The sequence below is a fragment of the Burkholderia cepacia genome (assembly GCF_029962485.1).
In the GTDB taxonomy this organism is placed as follows: domain Bacteria; phylum Pseudomonadota; class Gammaproteobacteria; order Burkholderiales; family Burkholderiaceae; genus Burkholderia.
Genome location: NZ_CP073637.1, coordinates 2,982,546 through 2,999,769 on the forward strand (window position 1 = coordinate 2,982,546; position 17,224 = coordinate 2,999,769).

At 67.5% G+C, this 17,224-nt stretch carries 16 protein-coding genes and 1 tRNA gene; 7 read left to right on the forward strand and 10 right to left on the reverse strand.

Annotation, left to right across the window (positions count from 1 at the left end; all coding sequences use genetic code 11):
* Position 1 precedes the first annotated feature (1 nt).
* The 3 genes from KEC55_RS13920 to recA form a co-directional block, all read right to left on the reverse strand.
* Positions 2-610 (reverse strand): DUF2889 domain-containing protein, encoded by a 609-nt coding sequence (locus tag KEC55_RS13920; RefSeq protein ID WP_176050248.1) that lies wholly within the window; start codon positions 608-610, stop codon positions 2-4.
* 146 nt (positions 611-756) lie between these two features.
* The gene (gene recX / locus KEC55_RS13925) at positions 757-1,626 is read right to left on the reverse strand and encodes a recombination regulator RecX (protein WP_282505899.1); all 870 of its coding nucleotides are present in this window, start codon (positions 1,624-1,626) and stop codon (positions 757-759) included.
* Complete coding sequence (gene recA / locus KEC55_RS13930) at positions 1,626-2,696, reverse strand: recombinase RecA (RefSeq protein WP_282505900.1); 1,071 nt, start codon at positions 2,694-2,696, stop codon at positions 1,626-1,628. The genes recX and recA overlap by 1 nt, the downstream gene beginning before the upstream one ends.
* 185 nt (positions 2,697-2,881) lie before the next feature.
* Between recA and KEC55_RS13935 the strand changes: the two genes are divergently transcribed.
* The 4 genes from KEC55_RS13935 to KEC55_RS13950 all read left to right on the forward strand — a co-directional run bounded on the left by KEC55_RS13935 (position 2,882) and on the right by KEC55_RS13950 (position 7,295).
* Positions 2,882-3,610 carry a response regulator transcription factor gene (locus tag KEC55_RS13935; protein ID WP_176050250.1) on the forward strand — a complete coding sequence of 243 codons (729 nt, stop codon included), beginning with the start codon at positions 2,882-2,884 and terminating at the stop codon, positions 3,608-3,610.
* 17 nt (positions 3,611-3,627) lie between these two features.
* A complete protein-coding gene (locus KEC55_RS13940; protein ID WP_282505901.1) occupies positions 3,628-5,175 on the forward strand; it encodes a sensor histidine kinase in 1,548 nt (515 codons plus the stop codon).
* A gap of 226 nt (positions 5,176-5,401) precedes the next feature.
* On the forward strand, positions 5,402-7,060 hold the full coding sequence (locus KEC55_RS13945; protein WP_282505902.1) for an MFS transporter: 1,659 nt from the start codon (positions 5,402-5,404) through the stop codon (positions 7,058-7,060).
* Positions 7,061-7,218: 158 nt separating this feature from the next.
* Positions 7,219-7,295: transfer RNA gene (locus tag KEC55_RS13950), tRNA-Met, on the forward strand.
* Positions 7,296-7,393: 98 nt separating this feature from the next.
* On the opposite strand, the gene KEC55_RS13955 is transcribed toward KEC55_RS13950, so the two are convergent.
* Both KEC55_RS13955 and KEC55_RS13960 read right to left on the reverse strand, forming a co-directional pair.
* Positions 7,394-8,368: a LysR family transcriptional regulator gene (locus KEC55_RS13955; RefSeq protein ID WP_282505903.1), complete on the reverse strand. Its 975-nt coding sequence runs from the start codon at positions 8,366-8,368 to the stop codon at positions 7,394-7,396.
* Between the two features lie 176 nt (positions 8,369-8,544).
* Entirely contained in the window at positions 8,545-9,516 is a 972-nt protein-coding gene (locus KEC55_RS13960) for a GlxA family transcriptional regulator (protein ID WP_282505904.1), read from the reverse strand.
* A 117-nt stretch (positions 9,517-9,633) separates the two neighbouring features.
* Between KEC55_RS13960 and KEC55_RS13965 the strand changes: the two genes are divergently transcribed.
* The gene (locus tag KEC55_RS13965; RefSeq protein WP_282505905.1) at positions 9,634-10,317 is read left to right on the forward strand and encodes a DJ-1/PfpI family protein; all 684 of its coding nucleotides are present in this window, start codon (positions 9,634-9,636) and stop codon (positions 10,315-10,317) included.
* A gap of 59 nt (positions 10,318-10,376) precedes the next feature.
* Positions 10,377-10,688: a cupin gene (locus KEC55_RS13970; RefSeq protein WP_282505906.1), complete on the forward strand. Its 312-nt coding sequence runs from the start codon at positions 10,377-10,379 to the stop codon at positions 10,686-10,688.
* 47 nt (positions 10,689-10,735) lie between these two features.
* Here the strand turns inward: KEC55_RS13970 and KEC55_RS13975 are convergent, their stop codons facing one another.
* The 4 genes from KEC55_RS13975 to KEC55_RS13990 form a co-directional block, all read right to left on the reverse strand.
* On the reverse strand, positions 10,736-11,020 hold the full coding sequence (locus tag KEC55_RS13975) for a PAAR domain-containing protein (RefSeq protein ID WP_282505907.1): 285 nt from the start codon (positions 11,018-11,020) through the stop codon (positions 10,736-10,738).
* Positions 11,021-11,169: 149 nt separating this feature from the next.
* Positions 11,170-12,372, reverse strand: coding sequence for a porin (locus KEC55_RS13980; RefSeq protein ID WP_282505908.1), 1,203 nt, complete (start codon positions 12,370-12,372; stop codon positions 11,170-11,172).
* A gap of 116 nt (positions 12,373-12,488) precedes the next feature.
* Positions 12,489-13,961, reverse strand: coding sequence for an amidase (locus KEC55_RS13985; RefSeq protein ID WP_282505909.1), 1,473 nt, complete (start codon positions 13,959-13,961; stop codon positions 12,489-12,491).
* Between the two features lie 39 nt (positions 13,962-14,000).
* Positions 14,001-15,317: an MFS transporter gene (locus KEC55_RS13990; protein ID WP_282505910.1), complete on the reverse strand. Its 1,317-nt coding sequence runs from the start codon at positions 15,315-15,317 to the stop codon at positions 14,001-14,003.
* A 199-nt stretch (positions 15,318-15,516) separates the two neighbouring features.
* Between KEC55_RS13990 and KEC55_RS13995 the strand changes: the two genes are divergently transcribed.
* Entirely contained in the window at positions 15,517-16,434 is a 918-nt protein-coding gene (locus KEC55_RS13995; protein WP_282505911.1) for a LysR substrate-binding domain-containing protein, read from the forward strand.
* Between the two features lie 9 nt (positions 16,435-16,443).
* Here KEC55_RS13995 and KEC55_RS14000 read toward each other — a convergent pair whose 3' ends face one another.
* A complete protein-coding gene (locus KEC55_RS14000; RefSeq protein ID WP_176050264.1) occupies positions 16,444-16,836 on the reverse strand; it encodes an MAPEG family protein in 393 nt (130 codons plus the stop codon).
* Between the last annotated feature and the right edge of the window lie 388 nt (positions 16,837-17,224).

Below are 17,224 nucleotides of genomic sequence, written 5' to 3' on the forward strand. Positions count from 1 at the left end.
TTCATTCCTTCGTGCTGCCATCACCGGGCAGATCCGGCCGAAGCGGGCCATACCACCGCGGGTAGTACTGCCGCACGACCTCGCCGTCGAACCGCAGCGCACGGCAGCGGCCGAGCTGGAAAGGCGGTTCGGCGTGCGCGCCGTCGTGATCCGGCCCTTCGCCGCCCTCCTCGCGCACGTTCCACACGTCACCGGCGAACGCCTGGATCGCTGCCGTCGGCAGCACGGCGCACAGTTCGGTGAGATGGGAGCAGCCTGCGACGCCGGCGAGCAGCCGGTTCGCGTTGCGGCGGAAATTGCGGAAGAGATTGAGCCCGATGAGGGCCCGGTAGGCAGGAGGGGCGGATTGACAGTGACCGGGATAGGGCACCCATTCCGAAGACGCTTCGGCGTCGACGACATTGAGTTCACGATCGATAGTCACGCGCAGCCAGAGTTCGTGGATCGGCAGGCCTTGGGGCCGGATGCCCGACGCAAGCGCGACATCGCGCGGCTTGTGGTCGGTCAGGCAGGCTTCGATGTCCCACAAGCCGTCGCCGCGCTCGTAAGCTTCCGCTCGGATTGCGCGTCGATGTCGCAACTGACGGGGCACGGGCTCGGATAGCGGCATGCTGGAGGTTGAGGCCGAAGAGGAAAACCCATGGATTTTAGCATATTGGGTATTTGAGACAGTTTGACGCGACGGCGGGTATTCCCGCCTGTCCGGAGGTGGTTGCATTGCAGCAAAATCGCGCGCCACGCGCGCGACCGGACCGGTCAGTCGTCGATCAGGAAATCGTCGCCGACCTTCAGCAACTTCACGATGGTCGCGCTCGAGAAGCCGCGTGCGGCTAGAAAGCGCGCCTGCTTCGCACGCTCGGCCGGCGTTTGCGGCAGTGCACCGAATTTCTTGCGCCAGACGGCCTGCGCACGGGCCCATTCGGTCTCGCGCAGCTGCGCGTTCACTTCCTCGACGAGCGTGTCGCCCACTGCATGACGCTTCAGCTCGCTGACGATGCGCGCGACGCCGACACGCGATGCGCGGCGATGCACGAGGCTCTCGGCGAAGCGCGCGTCGGACAGCCAGCCCTCCTTCTCCAGCGCATCGAGCACCGGCTCGACGGATTCGTCTTCGCCGACGTAAGGCGCGAGCTTGCGCGCGAGTTCCGCGCGACTGTATTCACGCCTGGACAGATAACCGAGCGCGCGGCCCTTCAATGAACGTGGCGGTTTCGACGACTTGCGTTCGGCGGCGCCCGGCGTGTCGCTGGATGAAGTACCGGAAGATGCGCTGGACGCACGGCGCGTGCGGCGCGGATGCTGGCTGCTGCGTGTATAGACGTCTTCCCTTGCCGGCGCTGAGGAGTCGGCTGCGCGGTCACCGGGGAAGCTGACACCGGACACGCGACGGCGTGACCGGTCGTGTGCGTCGAACGATTCGTCGTTGTCGAACGGATCGTCCGGCGCGGTAATCTCAAACGAAACGAGGGCATCGTCGGATGCCCTCGTCGCGGTGCGGTTCGCGGCATGACTGCCTGCGACCCGCCGGTCGGCGCCCGAGGATCCTGCTCGCCGGCCGGAACGACCCGCCGCTTCGGGCGCGTCGCTCTCCTCCGGCTTGCCAGCCTGACCTCGGCGCACAACCATCACTCTTCTTCGTCCATCGCCTCGGCTTCGTTGGCTACGCCATCGGGCATGCTGACGACACCGAGCGATTCGCGGATGCGGTTCTCGATCTCGCGCGCGATTTCCGGATTCTCGCGCAGGAATTCACGCGCGTTGTCCTTGCCCTGGCCGATCTTCTCGCCGTTGTAGCTGTACCAGGCGCCCGCCTTGTCGACGATCTTCGCCTGCACGCCGAGATCGATGATCTCGCCCTGGCGCGAAATGCCTTCGCCATACAGGATGTCGAAGATCGCTTCGCGGAACGGCGGCGACACCTTGTTCTTGACGACCTTCACGCGGGTTTCGTTGCCGATCACCTCGTCGTTCTTCTTGATCGAGCCGATCCGGCGGATATCGAGACGCACCGACGAATAGAACTTCAGCGCGTTGCCGCCCGTCGTGGTTTCCGGGTTGCCGAACATCACGCCGATCTTCATCCGGATCTGGTTGATGAAGATCACGAGGCAGTTGGTACGCTTGATCGTGCCGGTCAGCTTGCGCAGCGCCTGCGACATCAGGCGGGCCTGCAGACCCGGCAGCGAATCGCCCATCTCGCCTTCGATTTCGGCCTTCGGCACGAGCGCCGCGACCGAGTCGATGACGATCATGTCGATCGAGCCCGAGCGCACGAGCGCGTCGGTGATTTCGAGTGCCTGCTCGCCGGTGTCCGGCTGCGAGATCAGCAGCTCCGGCACGTTCACGCCGAGCTTCGCTGCATATTGGACGTCGAGCGCGTGCTCGGCGTCGATGAACGCTGCGGTGCCGCCCAGCTTCTGCAGCTCGGCGATGACCTGCAGCGTGAGCGTGGTTTTACCCGACGATTCCGGACCGTAAATCTCGACGACCCGGCCACGCGGCAGGCCGCCGACGCCCAGTGCGATATCAAGACCCAGCGAGCCCGTGGAGACGACCTGGATATTCTCGGCCGCATCGCCGTCGCCCATGCGCATGATCGACCCTTTGCCGAACTGCTTCTCGATCTGCGCGAGTGCGGCCGCCAGCGCCTTGCTCTTCTCGGCGGTCATCCCGGAGCCCTTCTTGCTATCTTCCATGAATCGTCCTTTGCTATGATGAGCAGCGTCTGTGAAAGGCGCGCCCGCTTTCAAGCGCCGCCGAATGCAGACACTGTATAAAAAAACAGTAGTTTATGCAAGCCCGCAATGCAGGGCGTTGTACACGAATAACTCCGGAGACAGCCGCGTCGGCGCGAACGCCCCGCCGGCAATCGGTCAGCAACATGCGAATCCTCATCGCCGAAGATGACAGCATACTCGCGGACGGCCTCACCCGGTCACTCCGCCAATCGGGCTATGCGGTCGATCACGTGAAGAGCGGCGTCGATGCCGACACCGCGCTGTCGATGCAGACTTTCGACCTGCTGATCCTCGATCTCGGGCTGCCGAAAATGTCCGGGCTCGAGGTGCTCAAGCGCCTGCGCGCGCGCAATTCCAACCTCCCCGTGCTGATCCTGACCGCCGCCGACAGCGTCGACGAACGCGTGAAGGGGCTCGACCTCGGCGCCGACGACTACATGGCCAAGCCGTTCGCGCTCAACGAGCTCGAGGCGCGCGTGCGCGCGCTGACCCGGCGCGGTGCGGGCGGCGGCCCGACCGTCGTGCGCCATGGCTCGCTCGCGTTCGATCAGGTCGGCCGCATCGCGTATGCGAACGATCATGTGCTCGATCTCTCCGCACGCGAGCTCGGCCTGCTCGAAGTGCTGCTGCAGCGGATCGGCCGGCTCGTGTCGAAGGAACAGCTCGTCGATCACCTGTGCGAATGGGGCGAGGAAGTCAGCAACAACGCGATCGAGGTCTACGTGCACCGGCTGCGCAAGAAAATCGAACCGAGCGGCGTGCGGATCTCGACCGTGCGCGGCCTCGGCTATTGCCTCGAGAAGGTCGCGCCCGCCGCGCCGGCCGACACGACAGCGCCCCAGCCCGCGGTGGCCGGCACGCCGCTGCGCTGACACAGGGCGTCGCCGCGATGGCCACGCCGGCCCATTCCCGCCACCCGACCGGCGCGCCGTCGTCAGCCGCCGACGATGCGCGCGACGCGCGCTACGAGAACCCGTTCGCGCCGCCCGACGAAACCGAGTCGCCCGAGACACCGCGCCCGCGCTCGCTGTTCGGCGAAATCCTCGACTGGATGCTCGCGCCGCTGCTGCTGCTGTGGCCGATGAGCATCGCCGTCACCTACCTCGTCGCGAAGACGATCGCGAACAGCCCGTTCGACCGTGCGCTCGAAACCAACGCGTACGTGCTCGCCCGGCAGATTCATCCGGTAAACGGCGTGGCCGAGCTGACCTTGCCGGAACAGACGCGCGACTTCCTGCGCGCGGACAACGTCGACAGTGTTTACTTCCAGGTACTCGGCACGCGCGGCGAACTGGTCGCCGGGGAAGCCGACATGCCGCTGCCGCGCGACGAGGACCGCCCGCCGCCGGGCGTCGTCGTGTTTCGCGACGACCTGCTGCGCGGCAACGACGTGCGCGTCGCGTATACGACGGTCGCGCTGCCGCAATCGAGCGGCACGCAGCCCGTGCTCGTGCAGGTCGGCGAGACGCTCGACAAGCGCAACGCGCTCGCGAACGACATCATCAAGGGCGTGATCCTGCCGCAGTTCGTGATCCTGCCGCTCGCGATCCTGCTCGTCTGGTTCGGGCTGTCACGCGGGCTCGCGCCGCTCAACGCGCTGCAGGCGCACATCCGCGCGCGGCGGCCTGACGACCTGTCGCCCGTCGAGGCGCAGCGCGCGCCGCCCGAGATCGAACCGCTCGTCACGTCATTCAACGACCTGCTCGCGCGTCTCGAACAGAACATGGCGCTGCAGAAGCGCTTCATCGCCGACGCCGCGCACCAGATGAAGACGCCGCTCGCGGGCCTGCGCACGCAGGCCGAGTTCGCGCTGCGCCACCCGGTCCCGCCCGACGTGCAGCGCTCGCTCGAACAGATCGCGACGAGTTCCGAGCAGGCCGCACGGCTCGTCACGCAATTGCTGGCGCTCGCGCGCGCCGAAAACCGCGCGAGCGGACTCATGTTCGAGCCGGTCGAGATCGCCGCGCTCGCGCGGCGCGCGGTGCGCGACTGGGTGCAGGCCGCGCTCGCGAAGCGGATGGATCTCGGCTACGAAGGGCCGCCGGACGACGCCCCGCTCGACGTCGACGGCAATCCGGTGATGCTGCGCGAGATGCTCGGCAACCTGATCGACAACGCGATCCGCTACACGCCCGAAGGCGGCCGCATCACCGTGCGCGTGCATGCCGACCCGGCGGCGCGGTTCGTGCATCTCGAAGTCGAGGATACGGGCCCCGGCATCCCGGCCGCCGAACGCGAGCGCGTCGTCGAGCGCTTCTACCGGATCCTCGGCCGCGAAGGCGACGGCAGCGGCCTCGGGCTCGCGATCGTGCGCGAGATCGCGACACAGCACGGCGGTACGCTGACGCTCGACGATCACGTCTACCAGCAGGCGCCGCGTCTCGCCGGCACGCTCGTGCGCGTCAGCCTGCCGCTGACCGGCTCGGCCCCGGATTAACCCTGACGCGCACCGCCGCCGCGCGGCCCGACTGCGCCGAAACCGGCGAATTACCGGACGTTCGCACCACAATCGACATGTGAAGCGGCCGATTCGGCGCGGGTTAACGCGCAGTCGTTTTGCACGCGCGAGTCAGTCCGCCGTAAGTTTCCGTACCAATAATCCTCGACAGGCCCGCCCACCCAAGGCGGCCGCACACCTATATCAAGGGACTTGGAGACGACTCATGGCAACGTTAGGCGGGCAAATTTCCCACTCGCCGATGACGGGCGAAGAGAAGAAGGTGATCTTCGCGTCGTCGCTCGGCACCGTGTTCGAGTGGTACGACTTTTACCTGGCCGGCTCGCTCGCGGCCTACATCAGCAAGAGCTTCTTCTCCGGCGTCAATCCGACCGCCGCCTTCATCTTCACGCTGCTCGGCTTCGCGGCCGGCTTCGCGGTGCGGCCGTTCGGCGCGATCGTGTTCGGCCGCCTCGGCGACATGGTCGGTCGCAAGCACACGTTCCTCGTGACGATCGTGATCATGGGCATCTCGACGTTCGTGGTCGGCTTCCTGCCCGGCTACGCGTCGATCGGCATCGCCGCGCCCGTGATCTTCATCGCGATGCGGCTGTTGCAGGGCCTCGCGCTCGGCGGCGAGTACGGCGGCGCGGCGACCTACGTCGCCGAGCATGCGCCGGCCAACCGTCGCGGCTTCTACACCGCGTGGATCCAGACGACCGCCACGCTCGGACTGTTCCTGTCGCTGCTCGTGATCCTCGGCGTACGCACGTTCATCGGCGAGGAAGCGTTCGGCAGCTGGGGCTGGCGCGTGCCGTTCGTCGCGTCGATCCTGCTGCTCGCGGTGTCGGTGTGGATCCGGATGCAGCTGAACGAATCGCCGGTGTTCCTGCGCATCAAGGCGGAAGGCAAGACGTCGAAGGCGCCGCTGACCGAAGCGTTCGGCCAGTGGAAGAACCTGAAGATCGTGATCCTCGCGCTCGTCGGCCTGACCGCCGGCCAGGCCGTCGTGTGGTACACGGGCCAGTTCTACGCGCTGTTCTTCCTCACGCAGACGCTGAAGGTCGACGGCGCCAGCGCGAACATCCTGATCGCGATCGCGCTGCTGATCGGCACGCCGTTCTTCCTGTTCTTCGGTTCGCTCTCGGACAAGATCGGCCGCAAGCCGATCATCCTCGCGGGCTGCCTGATCGCGGCGCTGACGTACTTCCCGCTGTTCAAGGCGCTCACGCACTACGCGAACCCGCAGCTCGAGCTTGCGACGCAGAAGGCGCCGATCACGGTCGTCGCCGACCCGGCCACCTGCTCGTTCCAGTTCAACCCGGTAGGCACGTCGAAGTTCACCAGCTCGTGCGACATCGCGAAGAGTGCGCTCTCGAAGGCCGGCCTGAACTACGAGAACGTCGCGGCACCGGCCGGCACGCAGGCCGAGATCAAGGTCGGCGACACGGTGATCCAGACTTACGACGGCAAGGCGACCGACGCGAAGGCGCAGGGCGCGGCGTTCGACAAGACGCTCGCGTCGACGCTGAAGGGGGCCGGCTACCCGGCGAAGGCTGACCCGGCGCAGCTCAACTGGCCGATGACGATCGTGGTTCTGACGATCCTCGTGATCTACGTGACGATGGTCTACGGCCCGATCGCCGCGATGCTGGTCGAGATGTTCCCGACGCGGATCCGCTACACGTCGATGTCGCTGCCCTATCACATCGGCAACGGCTGGTTCGGCGGCTTCCTGCCGGCGACGGCGTTCGCGATCGTCGCGGCGAGGGGCGACATCTATTCAGGGCTCTGGTATCCGATCGTGATCGCGCTGGCCACGTTCGTGATCGGCCTGCTGTTCGTCAAGGAGACGAAGGACTCGAACATCTACGCGCAGGATTGATGTCATGCGGGCGGGTGCAGGTTGCCGGACGGGTGTTCCGGCGGCCGGCAACCCGCCCCCGCGCCCCGGCCGTCATGGGCCGCCGGCAACTTTTTTCACGGAAGATGGAAAAAGCTGTTGACAGCCCGGCTGCCGGCCGACATAATTCAATTCTTCACGGCGAATTAGCTCAGTCGGTTAGAGCGACGGAATCATAATCCGCAGGTCCGGGGTTCGAATCCCTGATTCGCCACCAAATGCGAAAAGCCGCTGTTTCGAAAGAAACAGCGGCTTTTTTCATTGCAGCTCGCGGTTAAACCGTGTCGCGCGCCGACTACCGCAAGCCGCGCCGCTCTACGCCGCCACCGAACTACGCGGCTCCCGCGTCGCCTGCACCCCAACCTTCCCGCGCCAGTTCTCCCCACCCTCCAGCGACGGCGTCGACTCGAACACCTCCGCAATCCAGTCGGCGAACACACGCACCTTCTGCGACAAATGACGGTTGTGCGGATAAACGATCGAAATCGGCTTCGGTTTCGGATTGCAGTCCGGCAGCACCTCGACCAGCGAGCCGTCGAGCAGGTTCGGCAGCACCATGAACAGCGTCGGCTGGATCATTCCGAACCCTTCGAGCCCGCATGTCACGTACGCATCCGAATCGTTGACCGTGACGCTGCCGTTCATCCGCACCTCGAACGGCTTGCCATCGATCATGAACACCCACGGAATCGCCCGCGCGCCGTGGCTCGAGCGGAAATTCACCGCATGGTGATCGGCGAGATCGGCAATCTCGTGCGGCTCGCCGTGACGCGCGAGGTAGTCGGGCGACGCGCAGGTCACGCGCTTGAGCATCCCGATGCGCCGCGCGACCATCGACGAATCCTCGAGCGGCCCGACGCGAATCATGCAGTCGATGCCCTCCTCGACCGGATCCACGTGGCGATCGGACAGCCCCAGCTCGAGCGTGATGTCCGGATAGCGCTGCCGGAAAATCGATAGCGACGGCAGCACGATGCGCCGTCCGAGCGAGCTCGGCATGTGGACGCGCAGCACGCCGCTCGGCTTGCGGTTGCCGGTCTGGAAACTCGCGTCGGCCTCCGCGATCTCCGTGATGATCTTCGTGCAATGCTCGTAGTACGCGGCGCCTTCCGGCGTCAGCGACAGCCGGCGTGTCGTCCGGTGCATCAGGCGCACGCCGAGCAGCGCCTCGAGATTCTGGATGATGGTCGTCACCGACGCGCGCGGCATCGCGAGCGTGTCGGCCGCGCGTGTGAAGCTGTTCGCGTCGACCACTCGGGTAAAAACTTCCATTGCCTGGATTCGGTCCATGCTGCTTCCCCCTTCGAATCGCCCAACGGAACAGAATAGAGCGCGCGACGGCCGGGGCACAAGCCCCCACCTATTGTTATCCGATCCTGAATAATTTCAGCGCTTCGGACTGGGAATCGTCTGTTTCCCGATCAGTTCCGGACGCCAACCGCACCGGCCCGATCCGGCCCCGCGCATCACCGCACGAACCGCTCGCGATAACCCTGCGGCGACACGCCGAGCACGCGCACGAAACTGCGCCGCAGCGTCTCCTCCGAACCGAAGCCGCAGCGCGCGGCGATCCGCTTGACGGGCCACGCCGTTTCGCCGAGCAGGCGCTGCGCGGCCTCGACGCGAATCTGCTCGACCGCGCGCGCGGGCGTGCGGCCCGTTCCCGCTCGATAGTGGCGCACGAAGCTGCGCTCGCTCATGCGCACGCGCTCGGCCAGCGCGGGCACCGACAGGTCGGCCGTCAGGTGCTCGGCCATCCACGCATGCAATTCGCCGAACCGGTCGTCGATGCGCTGCATCGACAGCATCGCGCTGAACTGCGCCTGTCCTCCCGGACGCTTCAGGAACACGACGAGTTCGCGCGCAACATCGAGCGCAATCGCACGCCCGAGGTCCTCTTCGACCAGCGCGAGCGCGAGATCGATGCCGGCCGTGACGCCGGCCGACGTCCACAACGCGCCTTCGCGGATGAAGATCGGGTCGGACTCGACGCGCACGTTCGGGTAGCGCGCCGCGAATTCGTCGCAGCGCGCCCAGTGTGTGACCGCGCGCCGCCCGTCGAGCAAGCCGGCCTCGGCGAGCAGGAACGCGCCGGTGCAGACCGACGCCACGCGCCGCGCGCGCCCGGCCTGCTGCTGCACCCAGCGCACCAGCCGCGCATCTTTCGACGCCGCGTGCACGCCCTTGCCACCGGCGACGATCAGCGTATCGGGATGACGCGCGGCCGAGCGCAGCGACTCGGCCATCACGACGAGGCCCGACGACGTCTCGACGGGCCCTGCTTCGACTGCAACGACACGCGGTGCATACGGCGCCGGCTGCCCGCGCTCCAGCGCGAGTTCGTTGACGGATGCGAACACCTGCAGCGGCCCCGACACGTCGAGCAGTTGCGCACGCGGGAACGCGAGGACCAGGATCGAACGCGGGGCGGCAGGCATGGCGATTGGCTGAAAACGTGGGTGATATGGCAATTTCGCCAAACACTACGCGCCTAGAATCGATCTGTCCATCCCGTGCCGGCAACGGCGCGCTCCCCTTCCACTCGGAGTCCTCGCATGACCCTGCATATCGGCCTTCTCGTGTTTCCGGGCGTCCAGCAACTCGATCTCACCGGCCCGCACGACGTGCTCGCGTCGCTGCCCGACGCAGCCGTCCATCTGGTCTGGAAGTCGCGCGACGCGGTCGCGTCGAGCAGCGGCCTGGCACTCACGCCGACCTGCACGTTCGACGATTGCCCGCCGCTCGACGTGATCTGCATTCCGGGCGGAATCGGGATCAACGACCTGCTGCTCGACGCCGAGACGATCGCGTTCGTGCAGCAACGCGCGGCCGCCGCACGCTATGTGACGTCGGTCTGCACGGGTGCGCTGGTGCTCGGCGTGGCCGGCCTGCTGCGCGGGCGGCGCGCGACGACGCACTGGGCGTTCCACGCGCTGCTCGAACCGCTGGGTGCGGTGCCCGTGCGCGAGCGCGTCGTGCGCGACGGCAACCTGATCACGGGCGGCGGCGTGACGGCCGGCATCGACTTTGCGCTGACGATCGCCGCTGAACTGGTGGGGGACGAAGAAGCACAGGCGATCCAACTGCAACTCGAATACGCGCCCGCGCCACCGTTCGCTGCCGGCTCGCCCGACACCGCGCCGGCAGCGGTCGTGAAGCGCGTCACCGAACGGTCGGCGGCCAGCTTCGCGAAGCGCAAGGCGATCGTCGAGCAGGCGCTGCGCGCAATGTCGCGCTGAATGCGGATACGAACGAAGTGACGGAAAGACGACGCGCATTCGCGCCGGAGAACCCATCGATGAACATTATCAGGAGTGCAGACTTCACAGCGGACCGCGCGTGGGGCGCACTCGACATCGCGAACCTGCACGGCATCACGGTCCGGTTGCACTGGACCGACACGCCCTATCGATGGCACGTGAACGACGGCGAGGAAGTGTTCGCGGTACTCGACGGCCGTGTCGAGATGCGCTACCGCGAGGCCGGCGTCGAGTACGCGACCGTGCTCGACACGGGCGACGTCTTCCACGCGACGGTGGGTACCGAGCATGTCGCGCATCCGCTCGGCGAAGCGCGCATCCTCGTGATCGAAACGGCAGGCAGCGCCTGACGACAGGCAGCGGCCGTGAGCCGACGCCGCGAGACGCAGGCCGGGCGTCAGCCCGTGATCGTCCCCGTTGCCTGCGACGGAATCAGTTTCGGCTGTGGCGTGCAGACGCACTGGCACAGGTCGTGTTCGAGCGCGACGACCTTGCCCATCACGGTCATCGTCCGCTCGCCGCCGTCCGACACGATCACGCCCGTCGTCTTGCACGTGGCGCAGAACACCGGTGCGCCGAGATAGGCGAGTTCGCGTCCGTCGAACGACGAGTTGGCGATCCCGTCGAGCACCACGCCGCCGTGGTCGGTCGTGTCGCCCTTCAGAATGAATTTGCGGCTCATGTGTCGGTTCTTCCCTCGGAAACGCCGCGCGGCGGCAACACAGCCGCGCACGGGCAGTCGGAATCCGCCCGTCGGTCGCGGGCGTTCCGCGAGCATATCACCGCTCGTGGCCGCCGCCTGCCGATTGCCGATCGCCGCCGCCGCGTCCGTCAGAACTTGTGCCGGATGCCGATCCGCGCCTCGAACTGGCGGTCGTTCGCGGACGCGCCGGGGCCGTTGATCGCGGCAACCGCCGCGTGCCCTGTCGAATCGGTGCCCGACGCACGCTGAAAGACGGCGGTCGCATACACGTCGGTGCGCTTCGACAGGAAATAGTCGAGCCCGGCCGCAACCTGGTGGTAGGTCGCGCCGTCGCGGCCGTTCACGCCGCCGCCGCGCGTGTAGTCGTACGCAACGCCGCCGAACAGGTAGGGCGTGAACTGGTAGCGCACGCTGGCTTCGACGTTGTTGAACACCGCGTTGCCGGACACGCGGCCGGGGTTCGGGCCGGACGACAGGTCGCCGAGCCCGCGGAACGACGTGTTCGTATACATCGCGCCGAGCGTCACCGCGCCGATCGCGTAGGTGCCACCCGCCGCCGCGACCTGCAGCGAGCGCGCCGACGCATAGCCGGAATACACGGGCGACAGCATGTTGTTGCCCGGCACGCCGGCGACCACTGGCGCGGGGCTGCCGGTCGTGCCGAAGAACGACACGTTCGGGTTGCGCGCATTCAGGTAGCCGGCCGCGACCGCGAGCGGCCCGCGCGTGTAGCCGGCCGTCATCGACCACACCTGGTTGCGCGTCACCGCACCCGCGATGCCGCCCACGCCGTACATCGCCGCGAAGCGGAATCCGCGGTAGTCGTTGCTGGTGAACTTGATCGCGTTGTTGGTCGAGTTCGCGTTGTTCACGTTGTCGAGATCGCCGGGGTGCGCAACCATGTAGCCGCCGAACAGCGCGGCGGCCTCGAGCGGCCCGAGGAAGTCGACGTTGGTGTCGTACTGGCGCCCGAGCGTGACGGTGCCGAACGGCCCCGACAGCCCGACGAACGCCTTCTTGCCGAACATCAGCCCGCCCTGCCCGAGCTTGCCGGTGCTCGGGTCGAAGCCGTTCTCGAGCGTGAAGACGGCCGCCAGCCCGCCGCCGAGATCCTCAACGCCGCGCAGCCCCCAGCGGCTCGCCTGCTGCACGCCGCCGAGCATTCGCCATGCCGGCTTGCCGCTCACGGTGCCGTTCGGGCCGGCGACCGCGAGGTTGCTCGTGTAGGTCAGCCCTTCATCGATAATGCCGTACAGCGTCACGCTGCTCTGTGCGTGCGCCGCACTCGCGATCAGCGCGACGCCCGCGCCTGCCAACAGCCGTTTTTTCATCGGAAGGTCTCCATTGCGCGGGTCGAATGGCAAAACGCAGGCGTGCGCGTCCCCCGCAGGCGCGCAGCCTGCTCCGGAGCGAACCGGAACGGTCAGGGGTAAATCGGGGAAGACGGCTAGCGCATCGCGTCGGCGACGACCGTCGGCGGAGCCCAGCGGCGGCCGGCCGCGACTTCGTACGCATGGCCGAACTGCAGCACGCCCCAGTCGTCGCGGTAGCGGCCGACGATCTGCATGCCGATCGGCAAACCGGTCGCGCCGAAGCCGCACGGCACCGACAGGATCGGCGCCTCGGTCGACGACAGGTACCAGCACACGCGCATCCAGTCGATGTAAGACGTGCTCGCGGCCCCCTGCACATGCGCAGGCGCGCGCAGGTCGACGTCGAACGGCATCACCTGTGTCGTCGGCAGCACGTAGAACGCGTAGCGCTGCATGAACGCGCGCATCCGCTCGAACAGCCGCGTCTTGCGCACGAACATGCGGCCGAGATCGGCGGCCGTCAGCGACCGGTGCAGCCGGTATTCATCGTGAATCTCGGGCTTCAGCGCCGCGCGCTGCGCATCGTCGAACCCGTCGACCAGCGTGCCGATCATCCACGCGCGCTCGATGCGGAACACGTCCTCGGCATCCGACAGGTCGGGATCGTCGAATTCAACTTCGCAGCCGAGCGCCGCGAACACCCGCGCCTGCGCATCGACGGCCCGCGCGATCTCCGGATCGACCGGCACGCCGGGCAGGCCGCGCGACATCGCGATGCGCGTGCCGCGGAAGTTGCGTTCGAGCGGCTGCGCGAAGCGCGCGCCCGGTTCCGCGAGTTCGGTCGCGGTCTCGCCGCTCGGCCCGGCGATCGCCGACAGCAGCAACGCGGTATCGGCCACGTCGCGCGCCATCGGCCCGTCGACGCCGAGCGTCGTCCAGCCGTTCAGGTCGGGCGCGCGCGGCACGCGGCCCGGCGACGGTCGTAATCCGACCACGTTGTTCCACGCGGCCGGATTGCGCAGCGACCCGCCCATGTCGCTGCCGCACGCGAGCGGATTCATCCCGCACGCGAGCGCGGCCGCCGCGCCGCCGCTGCTGCCGCCCGCGGAACGCGTCAGGTCCCACGGGTTGCGCGTCGCGCCGAACACGTCGTTGAACGTATGCGACCCGGCGCCAAATTCGGGCGTGTTCGACTTGCCGATCATCAGCGCGCCGGCGCTCGCGCAGCGGCGCACGACGAGCGCGTCATGCAGCGGCACGTGATCGGCGAACAACGGCGAACCGTAGGTCGTGCGCACGCCGCGCGTCGCGGTGAGATCCTTCTGCGACACCGGTAGCCCGTGCAGCGGCCCCTGCCATTCGCCACGCATCCAGCGGGTATCGATGTCGCGCGCACGGGCGCGCAGCACGTCGGGATCGACGAGGGTCACGAGCGCATTCACGCGCGGGTTGACCGTCGCGATCCGTGCGAGATGCGCATCGAGCAGGTCGCACGCGCTGATCTGCCGTGCCTTCAGCAGGTCGAGCATCGTGCGGGCGGGCAAGTCGCACAGGTCGCCGGTCGTGACGTCGGCGGGCGGGGACGAAAGCGAAACGGTGGCGGTCATACGGTTCGGGGCGAAGTGGAAGAAAGGAGGCGGCAACGCTCACGCATCGTGTTCGCTGCGATCCGATGCGAACGCGAGCGCGACGAGCGACAGCACGCCGCAGACGATCACGTACCACGCGGGCGCCGCCGGATTGCCGGTCGCGCCGATCATCCACGTGACGATGAACTGCGCGAAGCCGCCGAAGATCGACACGCCGCCGGCATACGCGATCGACAGCGCGGTGGCGCGCGTGCTCTTCGGGAACAGCTCGGCGAGGATCACGCCGTTCGCGCCGGCGTTGATCGAGTGCAGCGCGGCGAGCAGCATCACGACCGCGTACATCGTCGCGATCGACGGCACCGCGCGGATCAGCCAGAAGCCCGGCAGGATCAGCACGGTCAGCGCGATGCGCGACCACAGCGCGACGCGCTTGCTGCCGGTGCGATCCGACAGCCGCCCGCCGATCGGCGCGGCGACGAACATCACGGCGCCGGACAGGATCCCGCACCACAGCGCGGCATCCATCGGCAGGTGCAGCACCTTGATCGCGTACGTCGACATGTAATACAGCACGATGAAGTGCGCGGCCGTGCCGCCGACCACCAGGCCGAGCGCGGTCAGCACGGCGCCGCCGTCGCGCCGCAGCACGGTGCCGAGCACCGCCGACGAACGCCGCGCAGCCGCGGCCGGGGCGTGCTGCTCGATCGCGCTGAAGCGTGCGCGCAGGTAGAGGCCGATCGGCGCAATCAGCACGCCCAGCAGGAACGGCACGCGCCAGCCCCACGATTCGAGCGAGGCGGTATCGAGAAAATGCGACAGCAGGAAGCCGACGAACGAACCGGCCAGCGCCGCGGCGCCCTGGCTCGCGAACTGCCAGCTCGTGTAGTAGCCGCGTTCGCCGGCCGGCGCGCGCTCGGCGAGCAGCGACGTCGATACGCCGACCTCACCGCCGGCCGAAAAGCCCTGTAGCAGCCGCGCGACGACGACCAGCACGGGCGCCGCGATGCCGATCTGCGCATAGGTCGGCAGCACGCCGATCATCCCGGTGCCGATCGCCATCGTGACGAGCGTGAGGTTCATCGCGGGCACGCGGCCGAACCGGTCGGCGACGAGCCCGATCACGACACCGCCGATCGGCCGCGCGATGAAGCCGACGCCGAAGGTCGCGACCGACATCAGCAACTGCTGCTGCGCGGAGACCGCGGGAAAGAACAGTTTGCCGAGCAGCACCGCGAAGAAACTGAACACGGTGAGATCGAAGAATTCGAGGCCGTTGCCGATCGTGATCGCGACAATCAGCTGACGATTGGACGGGGATGCGGCAACGTCGCCGACATGCCCGCCGAACATGCTGTCCGCTCGGGGCGCCTTCATGAAGGTGTGTCTCCGTACTGGTTATGCGTGTCGTGTGCGCGGCCCGTTCGACGGCCTGCGCATGCAGTCTAGGCATTCAAAATACGCAGCCCGGAGCGACATTTTTCGATCGTGATAACGCACGGTTATCGCGTGCTTTCCGCGCGGAAACGCGGTGTAGGATACGAACGTCGCCACTGCCGCCACGCCCCGCCTCGCCGTGAAACACCACCAGCTCCGGGCGCTTGCCGCCATCGCCGAACACGGCAGCCTGCGCGCGGCCGCGCGCGCGATCCACCTGTCGCAGCCCGCGCTGACGAAGGCGATCCGCGAACTCGAACTCGATCTCGGCGTGCCGCTCGTCACGCGCAATGCGCGCGGCGCGCAGCTCACGCGTTTCGGGCAGGCCGTCTATGCACGCGCGCGGCTGATCCTTGCGGAGATGCAGCACGCGCGCGACGACGTGATCCAACTGTCGGGCGGCAAGGAAGGCGCGCTCGCGTGCGCGCTGACGCCGCTGATGTCGCTCGGCTTCCTGCCAGCCGCGCTCGACGCGTTCCGCCAGCGCATGCCGACGATCCGCCTCGACGTGCGCGAAGGATTTCTCGACACGGCGCTGCCGCGGCTGCGCGACGGCTCGCTCGACTTCGTGATCGCGATCATCGATGCGACGCGGCTGTCGCCGGAATTCACGTTCCGGCCGCTGCTCGAATCGGAACTGATCCTGATGACGCGCGCGAGCAATCCGCTGCGTCACTGCACGTCGCTCGCGCAACTGCAGGACGCGCAGTGGATCCTCAACACGTCGCCGGAAAGCATCGGCCGGCTGCTGCAGGACGTGTTCGTCGCGCACGGCTATCCGGCGCCGCGGCCGATCGTCGAATGCACGTCGTTCAGCGCGGCGTTTTCGCTGTCGGTGCACACCGACACCGTGTCGTGCGTGCCAAAGAGCTTCATGGAAGTCGACTGGATTCGCGAGCGGATGGTCGCGATCGACGTGGAGGAAACGATTCCGGCCGTGTCGGTCGGCGTGCTCACGCGCCGCGATGCGCTGAACACGATTGCCTGCGACTACCTGATCCACTGCTTCGTCGAAGCCGTGCGCCGGCACGATCGCGCGGCGCTGCTGTGGCGGTAGCGGCGCCGTTCAGACGAACAGCGCGATGCACAGCGCGGCGCCGCACAGATAGGTGCCGAGCGCGCCGATGAAACGCACGGGATTCGGGTTGGCCATCGTCGGCCAGGCGAGCAATCCGATGACCAGCAGGCAGCGGCACACGGTTGCCGCGACGATCAGCGCGAGGATCGCGCGAGACGGATCGTGTGCGCCGAAATAGAGAAACAGCACCGCGAGAAACGGCGCGTATTCGGCCGTGTTGCCGTGCGCGCGCACGACCTTGTGCAGCCCGTTCGTCGGGTCGGGCGCACACCCGGATCCGGTGGTGCACCGAAAGCGCGTGACGGACACGACGAGCCCGAGCCCGAACAGCAGCAGCCCGAGGATGGCCGTGCACACGAGTGCGACGGGATGGATCGTCATGGGACTCCGGGCGGAAACGGAAATGCGCCGCACCTCCGGCGATCGTACCCGTCGCCGGCACGCACGGCTATCGCGGAAACCCGTAGCGCCGCCGTTCGACGACGCCCTTTCATGTACGGGTTCCGGCCCGAATTGCAACGATGCCGCAGCGCACGAAATCGGTGCGTCGTCCGTCGGCCCGGCCACGCGGGCCTGCCCGCCGCCTCCGCCTGCCACGCGGACTTCGCCGCGCAAAACGCGCAAACGTTACGCCGCAGCGGCGCGCACCATCGCAGCGCAGCGCCCATTGCCGCGCATCACAGGCACGCGCGTTGCGTCGGCGCATCTCGGTAGTCGACGCCCTTGGCAGCCCGCTGCGGAGGACTACACTAATCCTTAATGGGGTGCG